22 protein-coding genes are annotated in these 18467 nt (G+C 37.8%); 5 read left to right on the plus strand and 17 right to left on the minus strand.

Features of this window, described 5'->3' with window-relative positions:
• Positions 1-87 precede the first annotated feature (87 nt).
• Complete coding sequence (locus tag FH508_RS22325) at positions 88-723, minus strand: BMQ_0737 family morphogenetic spore coat protein (protein ID WP_173479318.1); 636 nt, start codon at positions 721-723, stop codon at positions 88-90.
• 219 nt (positions 724-942) lie between these two features.
• Between FH508_RS22325 and FH508_RS22330 the strand changes: the two genes are divergently transcribed.
• Together FH508_RS22330 and FH508_RS22335 are read left to right on the plus strand one after the other, a co-directional pair.
• Positions 943-2253, plus strand: a complete 1311-nt coding sequence (locus tag FH508_RS22330; RefSeq protein WP_173479317.1) for a hypothetical protein — start codon at positions 943-945, stop codon at positions 2251-2253.
• 332 nt (positions 2254-2585) lie between these two features.
• Entirely contained in the window at positions 2586-3212 is a 627-nt protein-coding gene (locus FH508_RS22335; protein ID WP_139860197.1) for an exosporium glycoprotein BclB-related protein, read from the plus strand.
• Positions 3213-3324: 112 nt separating this feature from the next.
• Here the strand turns inward: FH508_RS22335 and FH508_RS22340 are convergent, their stop codons facing one another.
• From FH508_RS22340 to FH508_RS22395, 12 genes are all read right to left on the minus strand, one after another.
• Positions 3325-3837: a YfiT family bacillithiol transferase gene (locus tag FH508_RS22340; protein WP_139860199.1), complete on the minus strand. Its 513-nt coding sequence runs from the start codon at positions 3835-3837 to the stop codon at positions 3325-3327.
• A gap of 176 nt (positions 3838-4013) precedes the next feature.
• A complete protein-coding gene (locus FH508_RS22345; RefSeq protein WP_173479316.1) occupies positions 4014-4655 on the minus strand; it encodes a hypothetical protein in 642 nt (213 codons plus the stop codon).
• Between the two features lie 5 nt (positions 4656-4660).
• Positions 4661-5128 carry a GNAT family N-acetyltransferase gene (locus tag FH508_RS22350; RefSeq protein WP_173479315.1) on the minus strand — a complete coding sequence of 156 codons (468 nt, stop codon included), beginning with the start codon at positions 5126-5128 and terminating at the stop codon, positions 4661-4663.
• Positions 5129-5220: 92 nt separating this feature from the next.
• Complete coding sequence (locus FH508_RS22355) at positions 5221-6000, minus strand: alpha/beta hydrolase (protein ID WP_228134198.1); 780 nt, start codon at positions 5998-6000, stop codon at positions 5221-5223.
• Complete coding sequence (locus FH508_RS22360; protein ID WP_173479415.1) at positions 5997-6779, minus strand: ABC transporter ATP-binding protein; 783 nt, start codon at positions 6777-6779, stop codon at positions 5997-5999. Before FH508_RS22360 ends, FH508_RS22355 begins: the two co-directional genes overlap by 4 nt.
• A 29-nt stretch (positions 6780-6808) precedes the next feature.
• Complete coding sequence (locus FH508_RS22365) at positions 6809-7840, minus strand: FecCD family ABC transporter permease (protein ID WP_173479314.1); 1032 nt, start codon at positions 7838-7840, stop codon at positions 6809-6811.
• Entirely contained in the window at positions 7833-8840 is a 1008-nt protein-coding gene (locus FH508_RS22370; RefSeq protein WP_173479313.1) for a FecCD family ABC transporter permease, read from the minus strand. Before FH508_RS22370 ends, FH508_RS22365 begins: the two co-directional genes overlap by 8 nt.
• Before the next feature lie 91 nt (positions 8841-8931).
• Positions 8932-9912 (minus strand): ABC transporter substrate-binding protein, encoded by a 981-nt coding sequence (locus FH508_RS22375; protein ID WP_305068703.1) that lies wholly within the window; start codon positions 9910-9912, stop codon positions 8932-8934.
• Between the two features lie 315 nt (positions 9913-10227).
• Entirely contained in the window at positions 10228-11064 is an 837-nt protein-coding gene (locus FH508_RS22380) for an AraC family transcriptional regulator (RefSeq protein WP_217270340.1), read from the minus strand.
• Complete coding sequence (locus FH508_RS22385) at positions 11055-11531, minus strand: DinB family protein (RefSeq protein ID WP_139860277.1); 477 nt, start codon at positions 11529-11531, stop codon at positions 11055-11057. The genes FH508_RS22380 and FH508_RS22385 overlap by 10 nt, the downstream gene beginning before the upstream one ends.
• A gap of 18 nt (positions 11532-11549) precedes the next feature.
• Positions 11550-12122: a nucleotidyltransferase family protein gene (locus FH508_RS22390; protein WP_139860275.1), complete on the minus strand. Its 573-nt coding sequence runs from the start codon at positions 12120-12122 to the stop codon at positions 11550-11552.
• Positions 12123-12146: 24 nt separating this feature from the next.
• Entirely contained in the window at positions 12147-12578 is a 432-nt protein-coding gene (locus tag FH508_RS22395) for a GNAT family N-acetyltransferase (RefSeq protein WP_139860273.1), read from the minus strand.
• Between the two features lie 96 nt (positions 12579-12674).
• Between FH508_RS22395 and FH508_RS22400 the strand changes: the two genes are divergently transcribed.
• On the plus strand, positions 12675-13130 hold the full coding sequence (locus tag FH508_RS22400) for a GNAT family N-acetyltransferase (RefSeq protein ID WP_139859650.1): 456 nt from the start codon (positions 12675-12677) through the stop codon (positions 13128-13130).
• Between the two features lie 38 nt (positions 13131-13168).
• Here FH508_RS22400 and FH508_RS22405 read toward each other — a convergent pair whose 3' ends face one another.
• Genes FH508_RS22405 through FH508_RS22415 form a run of 3 tightly spaced genes read right to left on the minus strand, consistent with a single transcriptional unit; the run spans position 13169 to position 15420 of the window.
• On the minus strand, positions 13169-13528 hold the full coding sequence (locus FH508_RS22405; protein ID WP_139859648.1) for a YybH family protein: 360 nt from the start codon (positions 13526-13528) through the stop codon (positions 13169-13171).
• Positions 13529-13570: 42 nt separating this feature from the next.
• Entirely contained in the window at positions 13571-14464 is an 894-nt protein-coding gene (locus FH508_RS22410; protein WP_139859646.1) for a DMT family transporter, read from the minus strand.
• A complete protein-coding gene (locus FH508_RS22415; protein WP_139859645.1) occupies positions 14461-15420 on the minus strand; it encodes a proline dehydrogenase family protein in 960 nt (319 codons plus the stop codon). Before FH508_RS22415 ends, FH508_RS22410 begins: the two co-directional genes overlap by 4 nt.
• A gap of 114 nt (positions 15421-15534) precedes the next feature.
• On the opposite strand from FH508_RS22415, the gene FH508_RS22420 reads away from it, so the two are divergent.
• Together FH508_RS22420 and FH508_RS22425 are read left to right on the plus strand one after the other, a co-directional pair.
• Positions 15535-16926, plus strand: a complete 1392-nt coding sequence (locus FH508_RS22420; RefSeq protein WP_139859643.1) for a MocR-like pyridoxine biosynthesis transcription factor PdxR — start codon at positions 15535-15537, stop codon at positions 16924-16926.
• Between the two features lie 35 nt (positions 16927-16961).
• Entirely contained in the window at positions 16962-17453 is a 492-nt protein-coding gene (locus FH508_RS22425) for an SRPBCC domain-containing protein (RefSeq protein WP_139859641.1), read from the plus strand.
• Between the two features lie 48 nt (positions 17454-17501).
• Here FH508_RS22425 and FH508_RS22430 read toward each other — a convergent pair whose 3' ends face one another.
• Complete coding sequence (locus tag FH508_RS22430) at positions 17502-18311, minus strand: hypothetical protein (protein WP_139859639.1); 810 nt, start codon at positions 18309-18311, stop codon at positions 17502-17504.
• Between the last annotated feature and the right edge of the window lie 156 nt (positions 18312-18467).

An 18467-nucleotide genomic window follows, 5' to 3' on the forward strand; every position in this document is an offset into this window, starting at 1 on the left:
GCCTATATAATATGTAACAAAACTAAAAAAAAGAGAGGATAATCCTCTCTTTAAGGTATGACTTTTATTTATCTGTTAGCACCATTATCAAACCGTTGGGAAAATAACGGAACATTGCTTAGGACGAACCGTTGACGGACATGAGAATGGTAAATCTGCTCTTGGGTCGCAGTAATTTGCTAAGAATTCAACAGTTACAGGGAATGTAGACTGAATGCTTTGACATACAGCTACTGTAATTGTTAACGCAGAAAACGTGATTGTTCCCGTACCAGCAGTAAGCGTACCTGTTGTACACACGAAGCAATCTAAGTCTGTATAAAGGATTTCCACATCTGTTCCTTTAGGCGCGCATAATGTAACTTGCTCACAACGTGATACTGGAATTTCACTACTTGTGTACATAGTTCCATTTGGTAAAGTAACAACAATTGTCAGAACAAAATTCTTTTGAATATTTAAGTGTTGCAGACAAACTGTTGATCCATCAATAGAGAATTGACGATTCTCACGACTTAAAATTACGATTGGGTTTGTCGTAGCAGGAGTTACTCTACATGTAACAATTGCACCTGTTAAAGCTGTAGTCGGTGTAATGCCTGGGAATGTAATTGCACCCGTTGGAGAAATATCAAATGACATTTCTTTTACAATCCAGTCATAAACCTTATCCACATTTATACAAATTAGTTCGCTTGCCTGGGATGGCATATTATCTTGCATCCTTTTGACACCTCCATAAGTTTTTTATCTTTCGTTTGTAGCATATGATTTTTAGCGTTACGTGCATGGGCTAACAAATAATTTCCATGATTATTATTCAAGTGGTAATGTTGCTACTACTTATAATGAATGCAATTCTTCACTCTTATGTGCAAATGATTTGTAACAGAAAGTAAAGTTTTTTAATAAAATATAATGGACTGAAAGGGGTGAAATGCAATGGAAGATTCTAAGTTGTACTCCACTCAAGACATTGAAAAACTAAAGGAAAAAATCGATAGTTATAAAGAAACGTTAACAACATTAAAAACGGGTACTTCAATTGAAGATTACTTATTTATGAAAAATGAATTTGAGGAGCTTAAGCCACAAGTCGCGCAACTAGAGGAACTTACAGAAACAATGGAAGGTAATCAAAGTATGCAAATTAAAGAATATGAAGGGCAAGTCAAGCATTTATCCATCCAAATAGAATCACTGAATCAAGTAATTGAAGAGATGAATCATGAAATTTTAGCCGTACTGAATAAATTAATAATAGTAGAAGAAAATGAACCATCAAAAAATACTCCAACGACTGTTGAAGAAAATACCGCAAAAAAAATAGCCCTTCCTTCAAGAAAACTTCTAGAACAAATAGCACAAACGACTGTACAACCATCATTACCTACCAATGAACCAAGTTATAAATTCCTTCAAAGCTTGGCAGGTAAAGCCTCTAATATGAACAATGGGATCCCTTATACTGCTAATGAAAATGCCGTGAAAAAACAGGAAGAACGCCATTTTAATCAGCATTATTTTCAATCAATTAATACACATCCAAGCCAAATTTATAATGGTTTATATAGAAATAATACAGCAGAATCCACATTTCATTTTAAAAATGCAACTGACACACAAGGAATTCCAGTCAGCGTTGTAGATGCAAATAATATTACAGCTCCTTTAGCAAATGAATTGGACAATACAGTGGTCTCCGCTCCTCTTACTAATGAACTGGAGAATACTGAAGCTACTGCTCCTACCGCTAATGAACTGGAGAATACCGAAGCCTCTACTCCTACTGCTAATGACTTGGGCATCATAGAGGCCTCTGCTCCTACCGTTAATGATACGGAGATCATAGAAGCTTCTGTTCCTGCTGCTAATGACTTGGACATTATAGAAACCGCTGCTCCTACCGTTAATGATACGGAGATTATAGAAGCCTCTATTCCTACTGCTAATGACTTGGACATTATAGAACCCTCTACTCCTACTGCAGATGATTTGGAGATAACAGAAACCTTTACGCCTACTACAAATAACGTGACAACTATCGAAGCTTCTTCTATAGTTCCTGCAACTTCAATAATTGAGGTGGAGCCTTCTCCTATAGGCGAAGTGAGTGATGTAATGGAAGAAAGTATTGCACAATTGGACTTCAATAACGAACCAGAAAACTTAGACATTAATGAAGAAGCGGAGGAAGAACCGAAGAAAGAAAAAAATTCTTTGTTTTTCAATCTATTCCGCAGACGCAATTAGTTTGAAAACGCGGAGGAATATTCATTAAACGATATGAAATTAGCTATCTCTATTCCTATATGTACTGTCCAATAGGTATCACCAAATACATATTGGACTTTTTTTCGTCCAAATACTCTAAATTGCTTCCATGTGCACTTTAATAACTTATCCAAATGTTGAACATATAATATTAGTGTATGAATTTTTATATAGACAATAGACTAATTCGCAGCATTTACAGGTGATTATTCTCTTTTACTTGTATTGTAAAAATAGCTTTATGTATGTAGTTAATAGCCCTTTTACTTTATACCTCTACGAATAGAATAATGAAGAAAGGAGGTGTAAATATGTTCTTAAATGATCCTAATGGATGTGGTTGCTCATCAAGATCTGGTAATATGGATTGCCCAAACTTCGGTCCATTTTTAGCAGTTGATGTTGCATGCATTCCACCAATACAGCCAACTACAGAAGGTTCTATTATTCCATTCTCTTCTGGGGTTACACCTGTTGTGTTAACTTCTTTAGTGACTGGTTTAATTGCTACACCGTCCCTTATCGGATTCGGTACTGCCGTTCCTGGCGTTACGCTTGTTGGAGAAACACTTGATTTAACTGGCATAATAACAGAAGCATTTACAGTGCCACGTGCTGGTAGTATTACAGGCCTTTCTGCATCATTCTCGGCTACGGCTGCCGTTACGTTAGTGGGCACTACTACAGTTACGGCTACAATCTATCGTGCACCTGCTGGAAGCTCGGTTTATACAGCTACAACTGCTACTGTTAACTTAGCTCCTCCATTTACAGGCTTAATTGCGCTAGGTGCTACTGCATTTGGTTCAGGCAGTTTTGCACCAGTTCCAGTCGCTGCTGGTGACAAACTAGTAATGGTGTACTCCATTACTACAGCTGGTGTTGCTATTGCTCAAGTACTTACAGGTACTGCAAGTGCAGGTATTACAATTCTATAATTTAACTTTTTAACTTCGCAGTTTATTCGACTAAAGAATCCACACACACATTTGAATAGTCAAAATTCAAAAAGGCGACTTTCCTCAGCAGTGAGGATAAGTCGCCTTTTTTCTATTTCGCAAGAGCATTCTGTATATGGGCAAGATGATGCTTTCCATGCCATGCATAGAGAGCGAGTGCTTTTTCAAGCGTCATTAGCCCGCTGTCTGGATGTTGAAAAGCTCGTTGTAATTGCTCACTTGTTAAAGTTGTCAGCAAATAAACCCAACGTTCATGTAAACTTTCAAGCAACCTATAGGAAGTCGCAACTGGCATATCCGAATCTGGAAGCATTGCCCAGTCCACTTCATTGTAGGGTTTAATCTTCGGTGTATCTTCGGTTAAAGCTAACTTAAAGCGAATAAAACTATTCATGTGGCTATCCGCTAGATGATGGACTAGCTGCGTTACAGTCCAGCCATTCTCCCGGTAGGATTTTGCTAATGATTGTTCACTTGCTCCACTTAATGCCTCCGCTAATTGTCTCGGCAACAGACGGATATCATCAATCCATTTTTTTACTTGCTGTGCGGTCACTACTTCTGGAAATTGAAATTGTCCAATCGGATATCGTAAATCATTCATTTAGCTCTCCCCCATTTCTCTTTCTCATTTCATTATACTACCAATTTAGAAGTTTCATTTCATTTGAATTAAAAATTCTATCGGCGATACTTTCAGGTTTATCGGCGATTGCTTGAGGTTTATCGGCGATTGCTTGAGGTCTATCGGCGATTACAGCATTTTTATCGGCGATTATCCTATTTCTTCACAAATTCTACTAATGATTTCAAAGGATGTATAATCGTCATGTCGAACTCATTTTCAAATTGTTGAGCCGCTTCGACCATCGAAAGCTGCGCAACAGAAATGAACAGGTTATCGTTCATTATTTCCTGGAAATATTGCAAAATGGCATTGTTGTATGCCTGCTTTTCCCCTTGCATAATAAGTTCGAATGTATTGGCTATGACCTGCGCCTGAACATTTATCGATTTATTATGTAGCTTAGCATATTGGTAAAGCCTCTCCATCGTTCCATCTACAGTGGCAGGGTTTGTAAAAAGTATTATTTGTGGTTGTGTCACTTCGCAAATCGTTTTAAAAAAGGGTTCATCAATTTTAATCATAGGTATGGATAATGACAGTTGATCTTCCTGCAATAACGCAATATAATTCGTACACGTAATTAAAATGGCATCGACATCACAGCTGGCTATCCACTCTACTTGCTCCTTCACCTTTAATGACAAATCGCAAGTACCCTTTGCTACATGGTGAATAAGTCCAGGATCAACAAAGTGCTTAAGCTCTATGTCCTGAAAGCTTTGAAATGCCTGCTCTATATAGTCTATATTCGAATAATGTGCGTGCAAACAGCCTATTTTTTTCTTCAAATGCACTCCCCCTAAAGTTTCTTTTCCATTGTTACTATCGGAAGAGAAAAGCCATTACGATTTTCTCCTAACATTTCTTTAGTGATAACATATCCTAACGAACGGTATAACTCAATATTTCGCGGAACATTCATACGCACTTTACATTCACTAATCCTTTTCCCTTGTGCACGTGCATAATCTTCAAGCTTCGCTATTAATGCTTTAGCCAGCCCTTGACCTTGCATTTGTGGAATGACAGATAATCGAAAGAAATAAATACCTTCATCATTTAACGTAAATCGAACCATTGCTACTGGTTGATCTTCCATATAACTAATAAAAGCTTGCTCACCTTTATTTAGCGCCTGTTCAATGGATTCCACTGTTTCACTTAATGCACTGGAGGGTGGCGTTGCATGTTCGTATTCTTTAAAAGCCTGAAGCATTAAATTATGCACTACTGGTGCATCCCGACAATCTGCTAAAAGTACCCTCATCTATGTCACACCCCTTCTTTGATTATAAATACATAATATTGAATTTTTATCCATAAGTAAACCGCATTATTAAAGATAATGCGGTTACAAAATTAATTTTTATTCATAAAACGTATTGCTCTACTCATTACAGTCGGTACGACAGACGCATGATTCTCTTCTAATGCTTCATAAAATTCAATGCCCATTATTTTCTCTAACTCATTTGTCATTTGCCGTCCATCATCTACCATAAAAGTTTCTAGCTCTCCAACACCGATAAATAAATGTTCGTTCACTTGCTTGTGCTCTTTCATAAATACATTTGCTTTATGGAATAATTCGTGTTCATTCCACCAAATGGAAGGGCTAATGGCGATATAGCGTTGGAAACTAGACTTTTCATTAAATAATTGCCACAACACAAAATAACCTGCTAAAGAGTGACCAAATAAAGTTTGTTGCTGTTCATTTATAAGGAATTGCTGTTGAATTTGTGGCTTTAGTTCCTCCTGTAAAAAGCGACTAAAGCCCACCGCACCACCATGCTTATCATAGCCATTTCCTTTAAATCTTGCAGGATAGCTATACGTTTCGGCTGGTGCTGTAAAATCATAAAAACGTCGTTCATGCATATCAGCCCCATGTCCTACACCGACGACAATAGCAGGTACGATGCCTGTTTTAGGCGCATTTCGACTTTGTAGACGAACTGCTTCCTTCACTAAATGGAAGTATGAAGATCCATCTAATACATATAAAACAGGAAAGCCACCTTGAGGTATTTCCCCTTGAGGTACATAGATGTTTATCGTATACGTATAATCTGTAAACTTCGAAGTCATTTCAATAGATTTAAAGTCATTTATGTTCATTGCTTGTTCTACTGTCATTTATCTTCCTCCTTTAACACATCATAGCCATAGCATACGGGGGTGTTTGTTGCTGGGTCTTCCATAATTCTTGCCGAAATATTGAACACTTTTCGCATAACGTCCTCACATAAAATTTCCTGTGGTGTTCCCGTCTCCATTATAACTCCTTGACGCATTGCTATTAGATGGTCTGAATATCTTGCTGCATGGTTAATATCATGCAAAACCATGACAATCGTACAGTTATGTTGTTCATTTAAATTTTTGACGATATCTAAAACTTCTAACTGATGCGCCATATCTAAATAAGTCGTTGGCTCGTCTAACAGCAAAATACTCGTTTCTTGTGCTAATGCCATTGCTAGCCAAACACGCTGACGTTGACCTCCAGAAAGCTGTGCAAGCTCTCGGTTGCGATACTCCAATGTATTCGTGACCGTTAAGGCCCACTCTATCATTTCTTCATCCTTCTTTGTTAAGCGATTGACATTATTACGATGTGGGTACCGACCGTAAGCGATAAGCTCCTCTACCTTTAACTGTCCTGGTGCAATAGGTGTTTGTGATAAGATGGCTAACTTTTTTGCAATTTCTTTCGTCGACAAATTTTGCATATTTTGTTCCTGTAAATAAACCGTTCCCTGTTGTTTCTTTAAAATGCGCCCTATTGTTTTTAATAAGGTTGATTTTCCACAGCCATTAGGGCCTATAATCGTTGTCACTTTTCCTTCTTCTATCGTTAAATTCAATCCTTCAAATACACGAACATGCTCATAACCTGAGGACAAATTTTCCATTCTAAATGCAGTTTGCACACTATTTCCTCCTATGCTTTTGACTTCACTAGTAAATATAAGAAGTACGGAATACCAATAATCGAAACAACAATCCCAACTGCTAGCTCTGAAGGTGCAAAGACCGTTTTACCAATAAAGTCAGCGAACACAAGCAGGCACGCACCTATTAAAGCACTTACTGGCATAACATAACGATGTTGAATGCCAACAAGCTGTTTCGCAATATGAGGCGCCATTAAGCCAATAAAGCCAATACTTCCAGATACGGAGACACAGGCGCTCACTAAGCCAACACTCGCTAATAATAATTTAATTTTCTCCTTTTCAAGCGCTATGCCTAAGCTAGTAATACTGTCTTCTTCTAATTGAAAATAGTCGAGTAAATACGATTTCCGATAAACATAAAAACCTAGCAAAAGAAGCCATGGTAGCATGGATACAACAAAAATCCAATTAGCATTATAAATAGAACCAGCCATCCATACTGCTGCGGATTCATAATCTTGTGCGTTCATTTTCAAAGATAGAAACAGCGATAACGCACCAAATCCGCTATTAATAGCGATACCCGTTAAAATTAACCGCTGCATATCTAAATGACCATTTTTTATAGCAAATGAAAAAATTAAAGCTGCGGCCATCGTACCACCGACAAAACCAAAAATCGGCATGATTAAAATAGATAACCAGCTATGAATATCCGCTGTCACTACACGGAATTGAAAGAAAAACATAAAAATAACTACTGCAGCACCCGCACCAGCGTTAATACCCAGAATCCCTGGGTCTGCCAAGCCATTGCGTGTAATGCCTTGCAATACGACACCTGCCATCCCAAGACCGACACCAACAAGTGCTGCTATAACAATTCGTGGTAAACGAAATTCAAAAATGACAAGATCAAATTTCGGGTTTGGTTCAATGCGGAGGAGTGTTTTTAATACATCTATTACCGACATATCAAAAACGCCATTTGTAATATGGAGGTAGCTTGCCCCTAAAATAAATAATAGAAGTATAGCAACCGTCATCATAACTGCACGGGAAGTTTTTTTATGCATGCTTTTCACCTCCGCGCTTACGAACTAAGTATAAGAAAAATGGGACGCCGACTAGCGCTGTTAATACACCAATTGGCGTTTCGTATGGATAATTCACATAGCGACTAAGCACATCGCAAAGTGCTAAAAAGAACGCTCCTATTACTGCTGCACATGGAATGATAAAACGGTAATCAACACCTACGAGGAAACGTGTAATGTGCGGAATAACGAGCCCAACAAAGGCTATTTTTCCGACAAGTGCAACGGCAGTTCCTGTTAAACATACAACTGCAAGCATACTCACAATTTTTACTGCTTTTGTTTTTTGTCCGAGTCCTACGGCAATATCGTCACCTAATGCGGTAATTGTAATTGCCCTTGCCGATATTAATGCAAGAATAAGGCCAATTAATCCAAAAGGTATTGATAGCATGAGCATATCATTGTCTACCATATGTACCTTGGTGTTATACCAAGCACTAACCGTCTGCGACACTTGGAAATACATTGCAATTGCTGTCGCTATACTACTCAAAAATGTACCTATTACTGTTCCAATAATCGCTAACCGAACTGGAGAAAGTCCATTTCGGATTAGAGAGCCAAAACCGAAAACGATGCCAGCGCCTAGTGCAGAGCCGAGCATAGATAGCAAAATCATTTGGTAATTTGGAAGTCCTGGAAAAAATACAATTGCTATTGTAATAACAAATGCAGAGCCATCATTAACGCCCATTAATGACGGAGATGCTAAATAATTTCGTGTAATACCTTGCATAACCGCACCAGCTACTGCCAAAAACGCACCTACTAGTAAGACAGCGCAAATTCTAGGAATACGACTAGTTCGAACAATTTGATGATCAATATTCCCAGCATCAAATGCCGTAAGTGATTGCCATACGGTTAAGGTGCTAATATCCTTTGTGCCGTACATGACAGAAATTAAAGCCACAATCGCAATTAAGAAAGGTGAAGCTACTAATATAGAAAATGATACTATGTTTGATTTTTTCACCTGCCACACCTTTTTCTATTTAATCTGTATCTTATAAAAGGCTGGTAATAGCCCGGTGCTTGCACCAATTCTACTACCAGCCTACTTGCTTCTATTTAAGTAATTTTTCCGCTGCGACATCTAGGAATTTAACCTTAGACCAAGCAGTACCACCTTGAGCTAGAGGATCAATGGCATTGACGAAAACCTGTTCACTTTTTGTTGCTTTTAAGCTTGCAAAAATCGGATTTTTTTGCAAATCTTCTAATGCTTTCGGAGCATCTGTATTTTCAGATTCCTCAAATTGTAAGAAAATCGCATCTGGGTCAATCTCTGCTAACGTTTCAAGTGAAAGTTCCGCTTGCGCTTTTGTATTATTTAAAATTTCAGGTACTGGTGCACCTAAATCCTCATAAAGTACTGGATTTAAGTAAACGCCTGCAGGATAGATGTACATAACACCGCCACGTAAGCGAATAATTAATACTTCCTTGTCCGCTAGTTGCTCTTTTGATTTAGCTTGAGCATCCGCTACTTTCGCTTCATAGTCTGCAATAATCTTTTTAGCATCGTCTTCTTTTCCAGTAAGCTGTGCAAGGAGTGTTAAATTTTCTTTCCAGTTTGTTGAAATATGTGAGTAAGGAATCATTGTTTGAATTTTATTAAGTTTTTCAGCCGTTTCCTCAGGGAATTTTGAAGTACCTATAATAACATCAGGATCAAGGGCTAAAATTGCTTCAGCATTCGGCTCCATTTTATTGCCGACTAGTGTTGCACCTTCTAATTCTTTTGAAAGATATGATGGAATTTTCCCACCAATGTCAAGTACACCAATTGGCTTGATACCAAGCATTGCCGCGTCTTCCATAGACTCTAAACTTGCCGCTACAATGTTTTCAACCTTTGCTGGCAGTTCATATGTCTCACCTAAATATGTAATGTTTTGTGTTGACGCTTGTTCCGTTTGCGTTGCAGTCGTACTTGTTTCGGCTGTGTCATTTTTGACAGGTGTGGACTCCTCTTTATCAGTACCACACGCAGCAAGGGATAGTGCTAAAAGTGCAGGTGCACACATTTTAATATATTTATTCACAATGAATCTCTCCTCATTATTTTTATCTACTAACGATAATGATAATCATTTTCATTTATATGTCAATAGCAATTGATTATTTAATTGATAGTCATTATCATTTACGAATTCTATCCTACCAAAGAGAAAAATAGTTGTGAATGGACAATTTTATTTTCTATATGGATTTTTGCCGAATGTATTTTAAAAAAAAGAGACTAATCATAAAAGAAAAAGTGTTAGATTGACTGCAATCAATCTAACACTTTTTATCCAGCTATTAATGATGCGTTCCACGGGTTTACGGGTTTTTAACGATGTTTTCTATTGACTTCTTTAAACATACTTAGCTTCTTCTAGCATTACTTTGCGATATGCTGTTGGAGACATACCAGTACTTTTTTTAAAGACACGGCTAAAATAAAAGCTATCAACATAGCCTATACATTCAGCAATTTCAGCTACAGTAGAGTCACAAAATTGTAGCAATTCCTTTGCCCTCCGCATGCGGTATTCTGTTAAATAGCTACTAGGATTCATACCTGTATGCTGTTCAAAAAGATAGGCAAATCGCCGACGCTCCACACCGAATTCCTGTGCAATTTTCGACACCGACAATGGTTTCGAATAATGCTCGTGTATGTATTGTATTACCTGCTCCATCATTTCATTTGCTGTATCAAGCACCTTCATTTTTGCCGAAATTAATATCGCTTCTACTAAATTCATAAATAACGACTTTGATTTAAATGTTGCCATACTCCCTGGCATTGCGTAGCTTTCTATTAGTTGTTGCACGAGATTTATCATTTTTGAGTGCTCACCTGTTTTGATTGAGAAATGCTGTGTTGCTAATGGATAAAGAGCCACCTCTTCTGCTGGTAGATGATAATGGACTACCGCATACTCCCACGCCTTATCACCAATCGTCTGAATTTCTATTGGCATTTGCGGCCCTGCATGGACAACCATTCCTGGCTCCATTAGATAGGGGGTACCATTAAAACTAAAAGACGCTCTGCCTGCCAGTGGGAACACTAATCCACATTTCCCTGGCGCTGTTGTACGCCCTATATCTTTTAGATTTGGTTCCATTTTATTTGTAAAAATATCAACGAAATTCACAGTTGCCTGTGCATAATAATCAATAATGTGATTTATATTTATTTCCATTCCATCTCACCTATAACATTTTGAACTTGTGAAAAATGATGCCGATCATGTTCGACTAACCCTGAAAAATAACTGTACAATGTAAGCTCCGAACGCCCTATTTGTAAGCGTTGCTGCCACAATTCATCCGTTAAATGAACAATCGCCTCTAACAGTAAACGCCGATTCTTAAGTAGCGCTTGCAATGTTTGCTCCATACTTTGCAAACGACTAATGCTGGCTGCTTTATCATTCATCTGTTCCACATTGGGCCCCTTAGGCATCTGCTCTTGTGTCGAGAGAAAGGGAATTCGTTCATGCAATACAAATTCATCCCACGGGCTTAGATGTCCAATAACTTCGGCCACAGTCCATTTTCCTTGTTGGATTGGCAAACGCCACTGCTTGTCCGTAACATCCGAAAGTCGCTCTAGCCACAGTATCGATTTTTCATAATGCATAATGATTTGCTTCTTTTCTGACTGCAATTTTGTCAGCACCTTTCGCTATATCGAGGATACGAATGCTAGTTTCGGCCACACCTTTTGCCATTGTTTGTTATGTATCCTCTTTTGATAAATATCATGTAAATGTGTATTTTCATCAAAATAAGGTGTAGGCGCAACAATGCCCGACAGCAATTGGTGTGTGCCATAGGGCGCTACAATTTCCAGTGCACCTTGTGTAAGCCTTACGCCAATCGCTGTTGGTATTTCAGGAAAATGCGCAATGCCATCAACGGCAGATTGATAGGGTTCACTATCGTTAATAACATGCATTCTAGCTTGATTTTTCACAGACCACGGTTCTTTTGGTAAGGATTGTAACAATCGCTGCTCATATTGCTTCTCTAGTTGTTCTGAGATACATTGTTTATCAAAATAAATGACATCAATATCCCCCAAAGGCGTTCTATCTTTATATTCATGCAAATGGTCCCATACCTTTGAACGAATAAATCCAGCACATACCCAGCAGTCAGGTAATTGTAGTTGCTCGACACAGCGTAAAATAGTCATCATCCATGTATCTGACTCAATTAACGTTATTAAATCACTTTCAGTTAATAACCGCTCCATTCCATCAAACTCCTTGATATTTCGCTATTTTAACGGCTTACTAAAGCCTGTACTTTTCCCTTCAAAGCCCTGCTGTCTGTAAAAGTGGTGCGCAGCAATACGTTCTTCACGATTACCGCTATTCAACACAAGTGCAGATGCATCCTGTTCCACTGCCCAGTATTCTATCGCTTCAAGTAGCTTCTGTCCAATGCCCTTTCTGCGATAGTTAGAATCTACGACAAAGGCGACAATGCGTACATAACAACCATCATGCTCATAAAACAAGCTATGGCATAACCCTGCCATCCCAACTACGTATCCATCCACTTCAGCAACTAATGTATGGTAGCTTGGATTGGCTGCTAAAGCTTGAAATCTTTGCATCATTTTGTCCTCTGTCGTTGGGTAGCCAAGCTGCTCCATTAACAAAGTTAAAGCTTTAATATCATGTATACCCGCGGATCTAATTTGCACCTTTATTGCCCCTCCCATAGGTTTAGTATTGCTTATAAACGTTTCCATTTATTACAATAATAACTGTATGCTATTATTTTTCAAAGGGGTGTGAGTATGAAAATTATTTCTGTACGTGAGGAGCCTCGTTATGCTCTAATGGCGACCAGCTATATACAAAGCAAATGGGCAAGTGAGGAAACTATGATGCTCTATGAGGATTGTATTTCACATTGCATTGAAGCGCAGGCACCACTTCCGCAGTGGTATTTATTAATGGACAATGATGAAATTATTGGCTGTGCAGGTTTAATAACGAATGATTTTATTAGTCGTATGGATTTATATCCTTGGGTATGTGCGGTATATATTGAAGAAAACTATCGCGGGCATGCCTATGGAGCATTGCTATTAGAGCAAGCTAAAAAGGATGCTCAGCAACACGGTTTTTCACATCTGTATCTTTGTACAGACCATATTGGCTTATATGAGCGCTATGGCTTTTCACATATCGGTACTGGCTATCATCCTTGGGGCGAAAGCTCACGCATTTATGCAGCAAAGCTAGATTAAGAGGGTTGATTGCAAAAGGGTGCCCAATGCCAACTGCACTAGCTACTTAAATGCTCATGAATAAGCTTCCATTCATTATTTACTACAGTAAATACGTTTGTTGCTCTCCCGCTCCCTGATACAAATGTGCCATTATGATATCCTTCGTAATGGTATGTATAAATACAGGTAGCGGTAGTTTCATCAACGGTAAGCCACTGAACATTTGCCGCTCGATAAACTTCATCTTTTATGACATGCCATGCATGATTGAAATAAGCTTCTATCTCCACTAGCGTTGTGCATGTTTTATCAGTAAACCAATAAACTGCTTGTGGGTGTAATAGCGCTTTGACATTATTAAAGTCATGCGTATTTGTTGCGTCAATGTACCGTGTTAAAGCTTGTTGATAATCCATACCCATTCCTCCTGTTTTCTTCTTTCCTGCTCTTCAAAACACTTATTTAGTTGCTGGTTGTCTTGATAGATAAAATATGGCAACTAAAACTAGTACACATCCAATTAATTGAACAGAAGTAATCGCTTCACCTAACAACAAAGAAGATAACGCAATACTACTGATTGGCAAAAAGCTCGTTAAAATGCCCGCCATACTCGCTGACACTTTTGCTATCCCCAGATGCATTAAAATAAATGCGATGACCGTTACAACGATTCCAAAATAAAGAATTATACCCCATTCAGCAAACGACACTTTTTCATATGCAAACTGCCTACTTTCATATAGAGCAAATGGTAGAAATAATATTGTCCCAAAACAGCAAACAATTGTAGAAATAGCTAACGCACTAACACGTTGGGAAATAAATTTCCCAACGATAATAAACAATGACTCGCACATAATTGCACCAAATACAAGTAGATTACCAACTACTGATATATGAGGAGTGTTAGAAATACCAAACATCCCAGGAGCATGAATCGTCGTAATTCCCATCATTGCAATGCATATGCCCAATACAATATTCTTTGTTAATTTCTCTTTCAATAGAAAAAATGACAGCAACCCCGTACAGGCAGGGACAGTACTTGTAATTAAACCTGCTTCAGTTGCTGTCGTTTGCGTCAGTCCATAAAGCATAAAAATATTAAATAAAAACACACCTGATAATGCTTGTAAAAATAACAAGAGATAGTCTTTTTTTCGTATTGAAGGCATACCTTCAGCTATTAATAATATCGGCACTAAAATGATTGTTGCCACTAAAAACCTCAGTTCAGAAGCAAGAAATACAGGGAAACTTTGAACAATGAGTTTACCCGCAACAACAGAGCTTCCTACTATACTCATAGCAAGGCTTATATTGATAATAGGAATGATTTGATTCTTCAATAATCTTCACTGCTGTCTACTAATACTGTACTTAACATGTCCGTTACTGCTAAATATAGGTTCTCTGGATTTTCGGCAAGACGATGACATAAATATAAATACCAATCCTGACCATACGGCAAATATACCTTACCGTTATATCCTTTTTCTTTTAAACCCCGAATTAACTCTGGTCGAATTCCATAAAGCGTCTCAATTTCTACATTCGTTTGCTGGAAATATTGTCGTTGTTCCATCACTTGTATAATGGATTCATCATGCGTAGCTATTGAAATAGGATGATTTAATTTAACTAATTGATCTACATATTGAAGATAGCGACGATTCAACTCTTCTGATCGCTTCAATGCAATTGTATTTGGCTCTTGAAAAGCACCTTTCACGATTCTTATCTTCCCAGAATATTGAACAAGCTCCTGTATATCCAACGCAGTTCGGTATAAATGAGCTTGTAACGTGATGCCGATATTGTTGTATTCGATCGCTATCTTTTTATATATGTTAAGAATATCATCCGTCTTTGAGGATTCCTCCATACTAATCATTAAAATAATGCCGTATTTTTTTGCCTGCTGAACAAGTTGAAGTAGGTGTTTATAAGCAATCTCTTTGTTTATAGACAATCCAATATGCGATAAATCAAATGATACAGTTTGCCCCATAGCTAAAGTACCAAGCTCTTCAATCAACTTCATAAATTCGTTTGTAGCCTTTTGACATTCCTCCAGATTGACAGTATTTTCTCCAATAAACTCAAGTGAAATTTGATAATCTTTAGCAAGAAAATTTTTTGCTATAGAAATGGCTTCCGCTCTTTCTTCCCCTGCTACATAGCGTCTTGCAGCCTTCGATAATAGTGGATAAAGTTCTTTCGATTGTTGCAAATCATTTTTCATTTGATTATTTCTTGCAGCCAATTTCAATGCTTGAGTAACTAATTCTTCTGGCCTTTTCATTTTTTCAGCTCCTATTCATTATTTAAAGTTACTGTATCATGGTAATATTGGTAAAAATAGAACCACTTACTATACTTTTTAACGGTACCAATTTGAAGAAGGAGACGAATATTCATGCTGTGGATACCAATAAATAGAGCATTAGATATACCTTTAAATAAACAGGTCTATCAACAAATTCGTGAAAAAATTTTAAATGGCACTTTACAAGGTGGCGAGAGGTTGGCATCAACACGTAAACTCTGTTCCGAGTTAAGTGTGTCTAGAAATGTAATATTAGAAGCTTATGACCAACTAATAGCAGAAGGATTTATCGTCTCCTATAGAGGTTCTGGTACATTTGTTGCAGATGGTGCCTTATTAACTCAATCTAACAAAGTTGTATTAAAGAACAGAACGGAAGAAAAAAAGGAAGAAATGAAAATTGATTTTCGTTCGGGCATTCCTGCATTAAGTTTATTTCCGCGTAAAACATGGGCAAAATTATCTCATCGTATATGGAATGATACGAATCCTACACTTTTTGGTTACGACCTACCTGAAGGTCGATACGAATTAAGGGATGTATTAGCCAACTATTTATTGCGGACAAGGGGTGTCGAATGCCATCCAGAACAAATAGTCATAACTTCTGGTGCTACTCAGGCATTAACCATCATTGCTAGATTATTATTATCAGCAAATGATATCGCTATTATGGAAGACCCGATTACAAATGATATTCAAACAATATTTACATCTTCTGGCGCTTCTATTTATGCAATTCCAGTTGATCAATCTGGTATGAGAACATCCTTATTACCACATAATCAACAGCCAAAATTCGTCTTTATTACCCCTTCTCATCAGTTTCCATTAGGGGGTACTTTACCAATCCAACGCAGGATTCAGTTAATAAACTATGCAAGACAAAAACAGTGTTATTTGGTGGAAGATGACTATGATAGCGAATTTAGATATGAAGGTCCTCCCGTAAGCTCCTTACAAGGATTAGACCCCAATCGTGTTCTTTACGTTGGATCGTTTAGTAAAATTCTCTCGCCAGCATTAAGAATTGGCTATTTGGTTCTTCCAATAGACCTTGTTGAGAAATGCCGTCAACTTAAATGGTTCTCTGATTTACATACGCCTTCGGTGGAACAGCTAATTCTAGCTCGCTTTATTAAAGAGGGATACTTAGAGCGACATATTGCAAAAATGAAGAAGTATTATAAAAACAATAGAGATTTTCTTATCGATTGTTTACATACAACCTTTTCAAATCGAATAAAAATTTTAGGCTATTCTACAGGTTTGCACCTTGTTGTGGAAATACAAAACATCAACTTCTCAAGAGCACTACTTGAAAAAATTGAACACTTTGGGGTGAAAGTATATCCAGTTGAAGATCATTCCATTAGTAAAGGAAACCATAACAATCGAATTATTTTAGGATTTGGCCATTTAAAGAAAGATGAAATACAAGAAGGAGTGACCAGATTATTCCAAGCAGTCTTTCATAAATAAAAGGTCAAATAGCCTTAAATTCAAGGAGGATATTTATGCTAGCTACCATTCAAAAACACCAATCCGTCTACATCGCTCAATTTACTTGCCCATTGTCACATGCAATTAGTGAAGTTTGGGCGGTACTAACAGACAATGGCAAACTTCAAAAATGGATGAGCAATTTAGAAATGGTTGACCTTAAGAAAAATGGTAACATGCGTTTTAATATGAATAATGGAACAGATGCCTTTATAGAGATGGCGATTACGGATTATATTGAGCAGGAGGTACTAGAATTTGAATGGGGCAAGGATAGTGTACGCTTTATGCTATCGGCAACTTGTGATGATGGCTCTATATTAATATTGCGTGAAACAATTGGTCAGCTATCTGACCATACACCTAAAGATTTAGCGGGTTGGCATATTTGCTTGGAGCAATTGTCGGACCTATTAAATGGTATTGTGCATAAGGAGTTTCCAATGGAAGCATGGCAAAATAGAGTAGCAGAGTATACGCTACTAGTAGATGAGGCTGAAAAGTAAATAAACAAAAAAATTCCTTGAGCGCAATTGCCGCTCAAGGAATTTGATTTATTGATTAAAGGCTGATGCAATTGCTAATGCCTTCATTGGATCCTTTATCGAATCAAGGGTATAGACTAGTTTTCCATCTTGCCATACGATTAAGTTTCCTGATTCATAGACGTCTAAATGTACCATGCCGTTCTCATGTGGAATCGGAAGCGTATGGGATTCTAAATATTCTACTGCTTGTTTCGCTAAATCTACTCCAGCGTCTGGATTATCTGTTCGGGTATGAGTAGCAATGGCCCATCTCCCCTCATTCCAGCCAGTCCATAACGAGCCAGCGCCTGCATCTTGGTAGCCATTAATATTGTAGCCGAGCGCTACTTGTTGCCCACCATTTTTACTATAGTCTTCATAAGCAATTTGTTTGTTTGCTTCATCTACACTGTCAAATAGCTTTACAGTAAGCTTGGCAATCGGTGTAGCAGCTGAAGCATTTTTTAGCTTCACATCATTAACAGGAATATATTCTTTGCTTTCTAGAAATAGTATTTCAGCCTGTGTATCAGTGCCATTCGTTGTTGCCGTTAAAAAATTCCCCTTTGTAAGCGGAAGATTATTTGGCATTACTACTGCCAGTTCTGTGCCAAGCTGCTCTTTTATCGTTTTTAATGCTTCTGCCTGTGTTACAGAAGAAACAGTGTCCTCACCATTTGATTCAGTTGTTGCATGCTCATTTTCATTCGATTGCTGCTCTTCTTGTGTATTGTTTTGCTGTGTTTGGTCTTGCTCGTTCACTTTCTCATCCTCATTTGTAGTACATGCGCTTAGCATACTAATCGTGAGTAAGCTTGTAAAAAGTAATTTTTTCATCTAGACACCCCTCTTTGGCTTTATATCAATTACGCTTTGGCGTTTTTTATTTGTTTGAAAAACTATGATATAAGCCCGTTTTCCCCACATTAATAAATGCGAGAATTTCTGCTGAATCAAGTTTATTTTCCCCACTCTTTTCTCTCTTAAACGTGA

The organism is Lysinibacillus sp. CD3-6 (assembly GCF_006351725.2).
Taxonomy (GTDB): Bacteria; Bacillota; Bacilli; order Bacillales_A; family Planococcaceae; genus Lysinibacillus.

Coding starts and splice junctions, on each gene's coding strand:
- FH508_RS22420 (WP_139859643.1), top strand. CDS start 15,535: ATGCTGTGGATACCAATAAATAGAGCATTAGATATACCTTTAAATAAA.
- FH508_RS22325 (WP_173479318.1), bottom strand. CDS start 723: ATGCAAGATAATATGCCATCCCAGGCAAGCGAACTAATTTGTATAAAT.
- FH508_RS22400 (WP_139859650.1), top strand. CDS start 12,675: ATGAAAATTATTTCTGTACGTGAGGAGCCTCGTTATGCTCTAATGGCG.
- FH508_RS22425 (WP_139859641.1), top strand. CDS start 16,962: ATGCTAGCTACCATTCAAAAACACCAATCCGTCTACATCGCTCAATTT.
- FH508_RS22340 (WP_139860199.1), bottom strand. CDS start 3,837: ATGAATGATTTACGATATCCGATTGGACAATTTCAATTTCCAGAAGTA.
- FH508_RS22430 (WP_139859639.1), bottom strand. CDS start 18,311: ATGAAAAAATTACTTTTTACAAGCTTACTCACGATTAGTATGCTAAGC.
- FH508_RS22405 (WP_139859648.1), bottom strand. CDS start 13,528: ATGGATTATCAACAAGCTTTAACACGGTACATTGACGCAACAAATACG.
- FH508_RS22360 (WP_173479415.1), bottom strand. CDS start 6,779: ATGGAAAATTTGTCCTCAGGTTATGAGCATGTTCGTGTATTTGAAGGA.
- FH508_RS22335 (WP_139860197.1), top strand. CDS start 2,586: ATGTTCTTAAATGATCCTAATGGATGTGGTTGCTCATCAAGATCTGGT.
- FH508_RS22365 (WP_173479314.1), bottom strand. CDS start 7,840: ATGCATAAAAAAACTTCCCGTGCAGTTATGATGACGGTTGCTATACTT.
- FH508_RS22330 (WP_173479317.1), top strand. CDS start 943: ATGGAAGATTCTAAGTTGTACTCCACTCAAGACATTGAAAAACTAAAG.
- FH508_RS22355 (WP_228134198.1), bottom strand. CDS start 6,000: ATGACAGTAGAACAAGCAATGAACATAAATGACTTTAAATCTATTGAA.
- FH508_RS22415 (WP_139859645.1), bottom strand. CDS start 15,420: ATGAAAAGGCCAGAAGAATTAGTTACTCAAGCATTGAAATTGGCTGCA.
- FH508_RS22350 (WP_173479315.1), bottom strand. CDS start 5,128: ATGAGGGTACTTTTAGCAGATTGTCGGGATGCACCAGTAGTGCATAAT.
- FH508_RS22380 (WP_217270340.1), bottom strand. CDS start 11,064: ATGGAAATAAATATAAATCACATTATTGATTATTATGCACAGGCAACT.
- FH508_RS22390 (WP_139860275.1), bottom strand. CDS start 12,122: ATGGAGCGGTTATTAACTGAAAGTGATTTAATAACGTTAATTGAGTCA.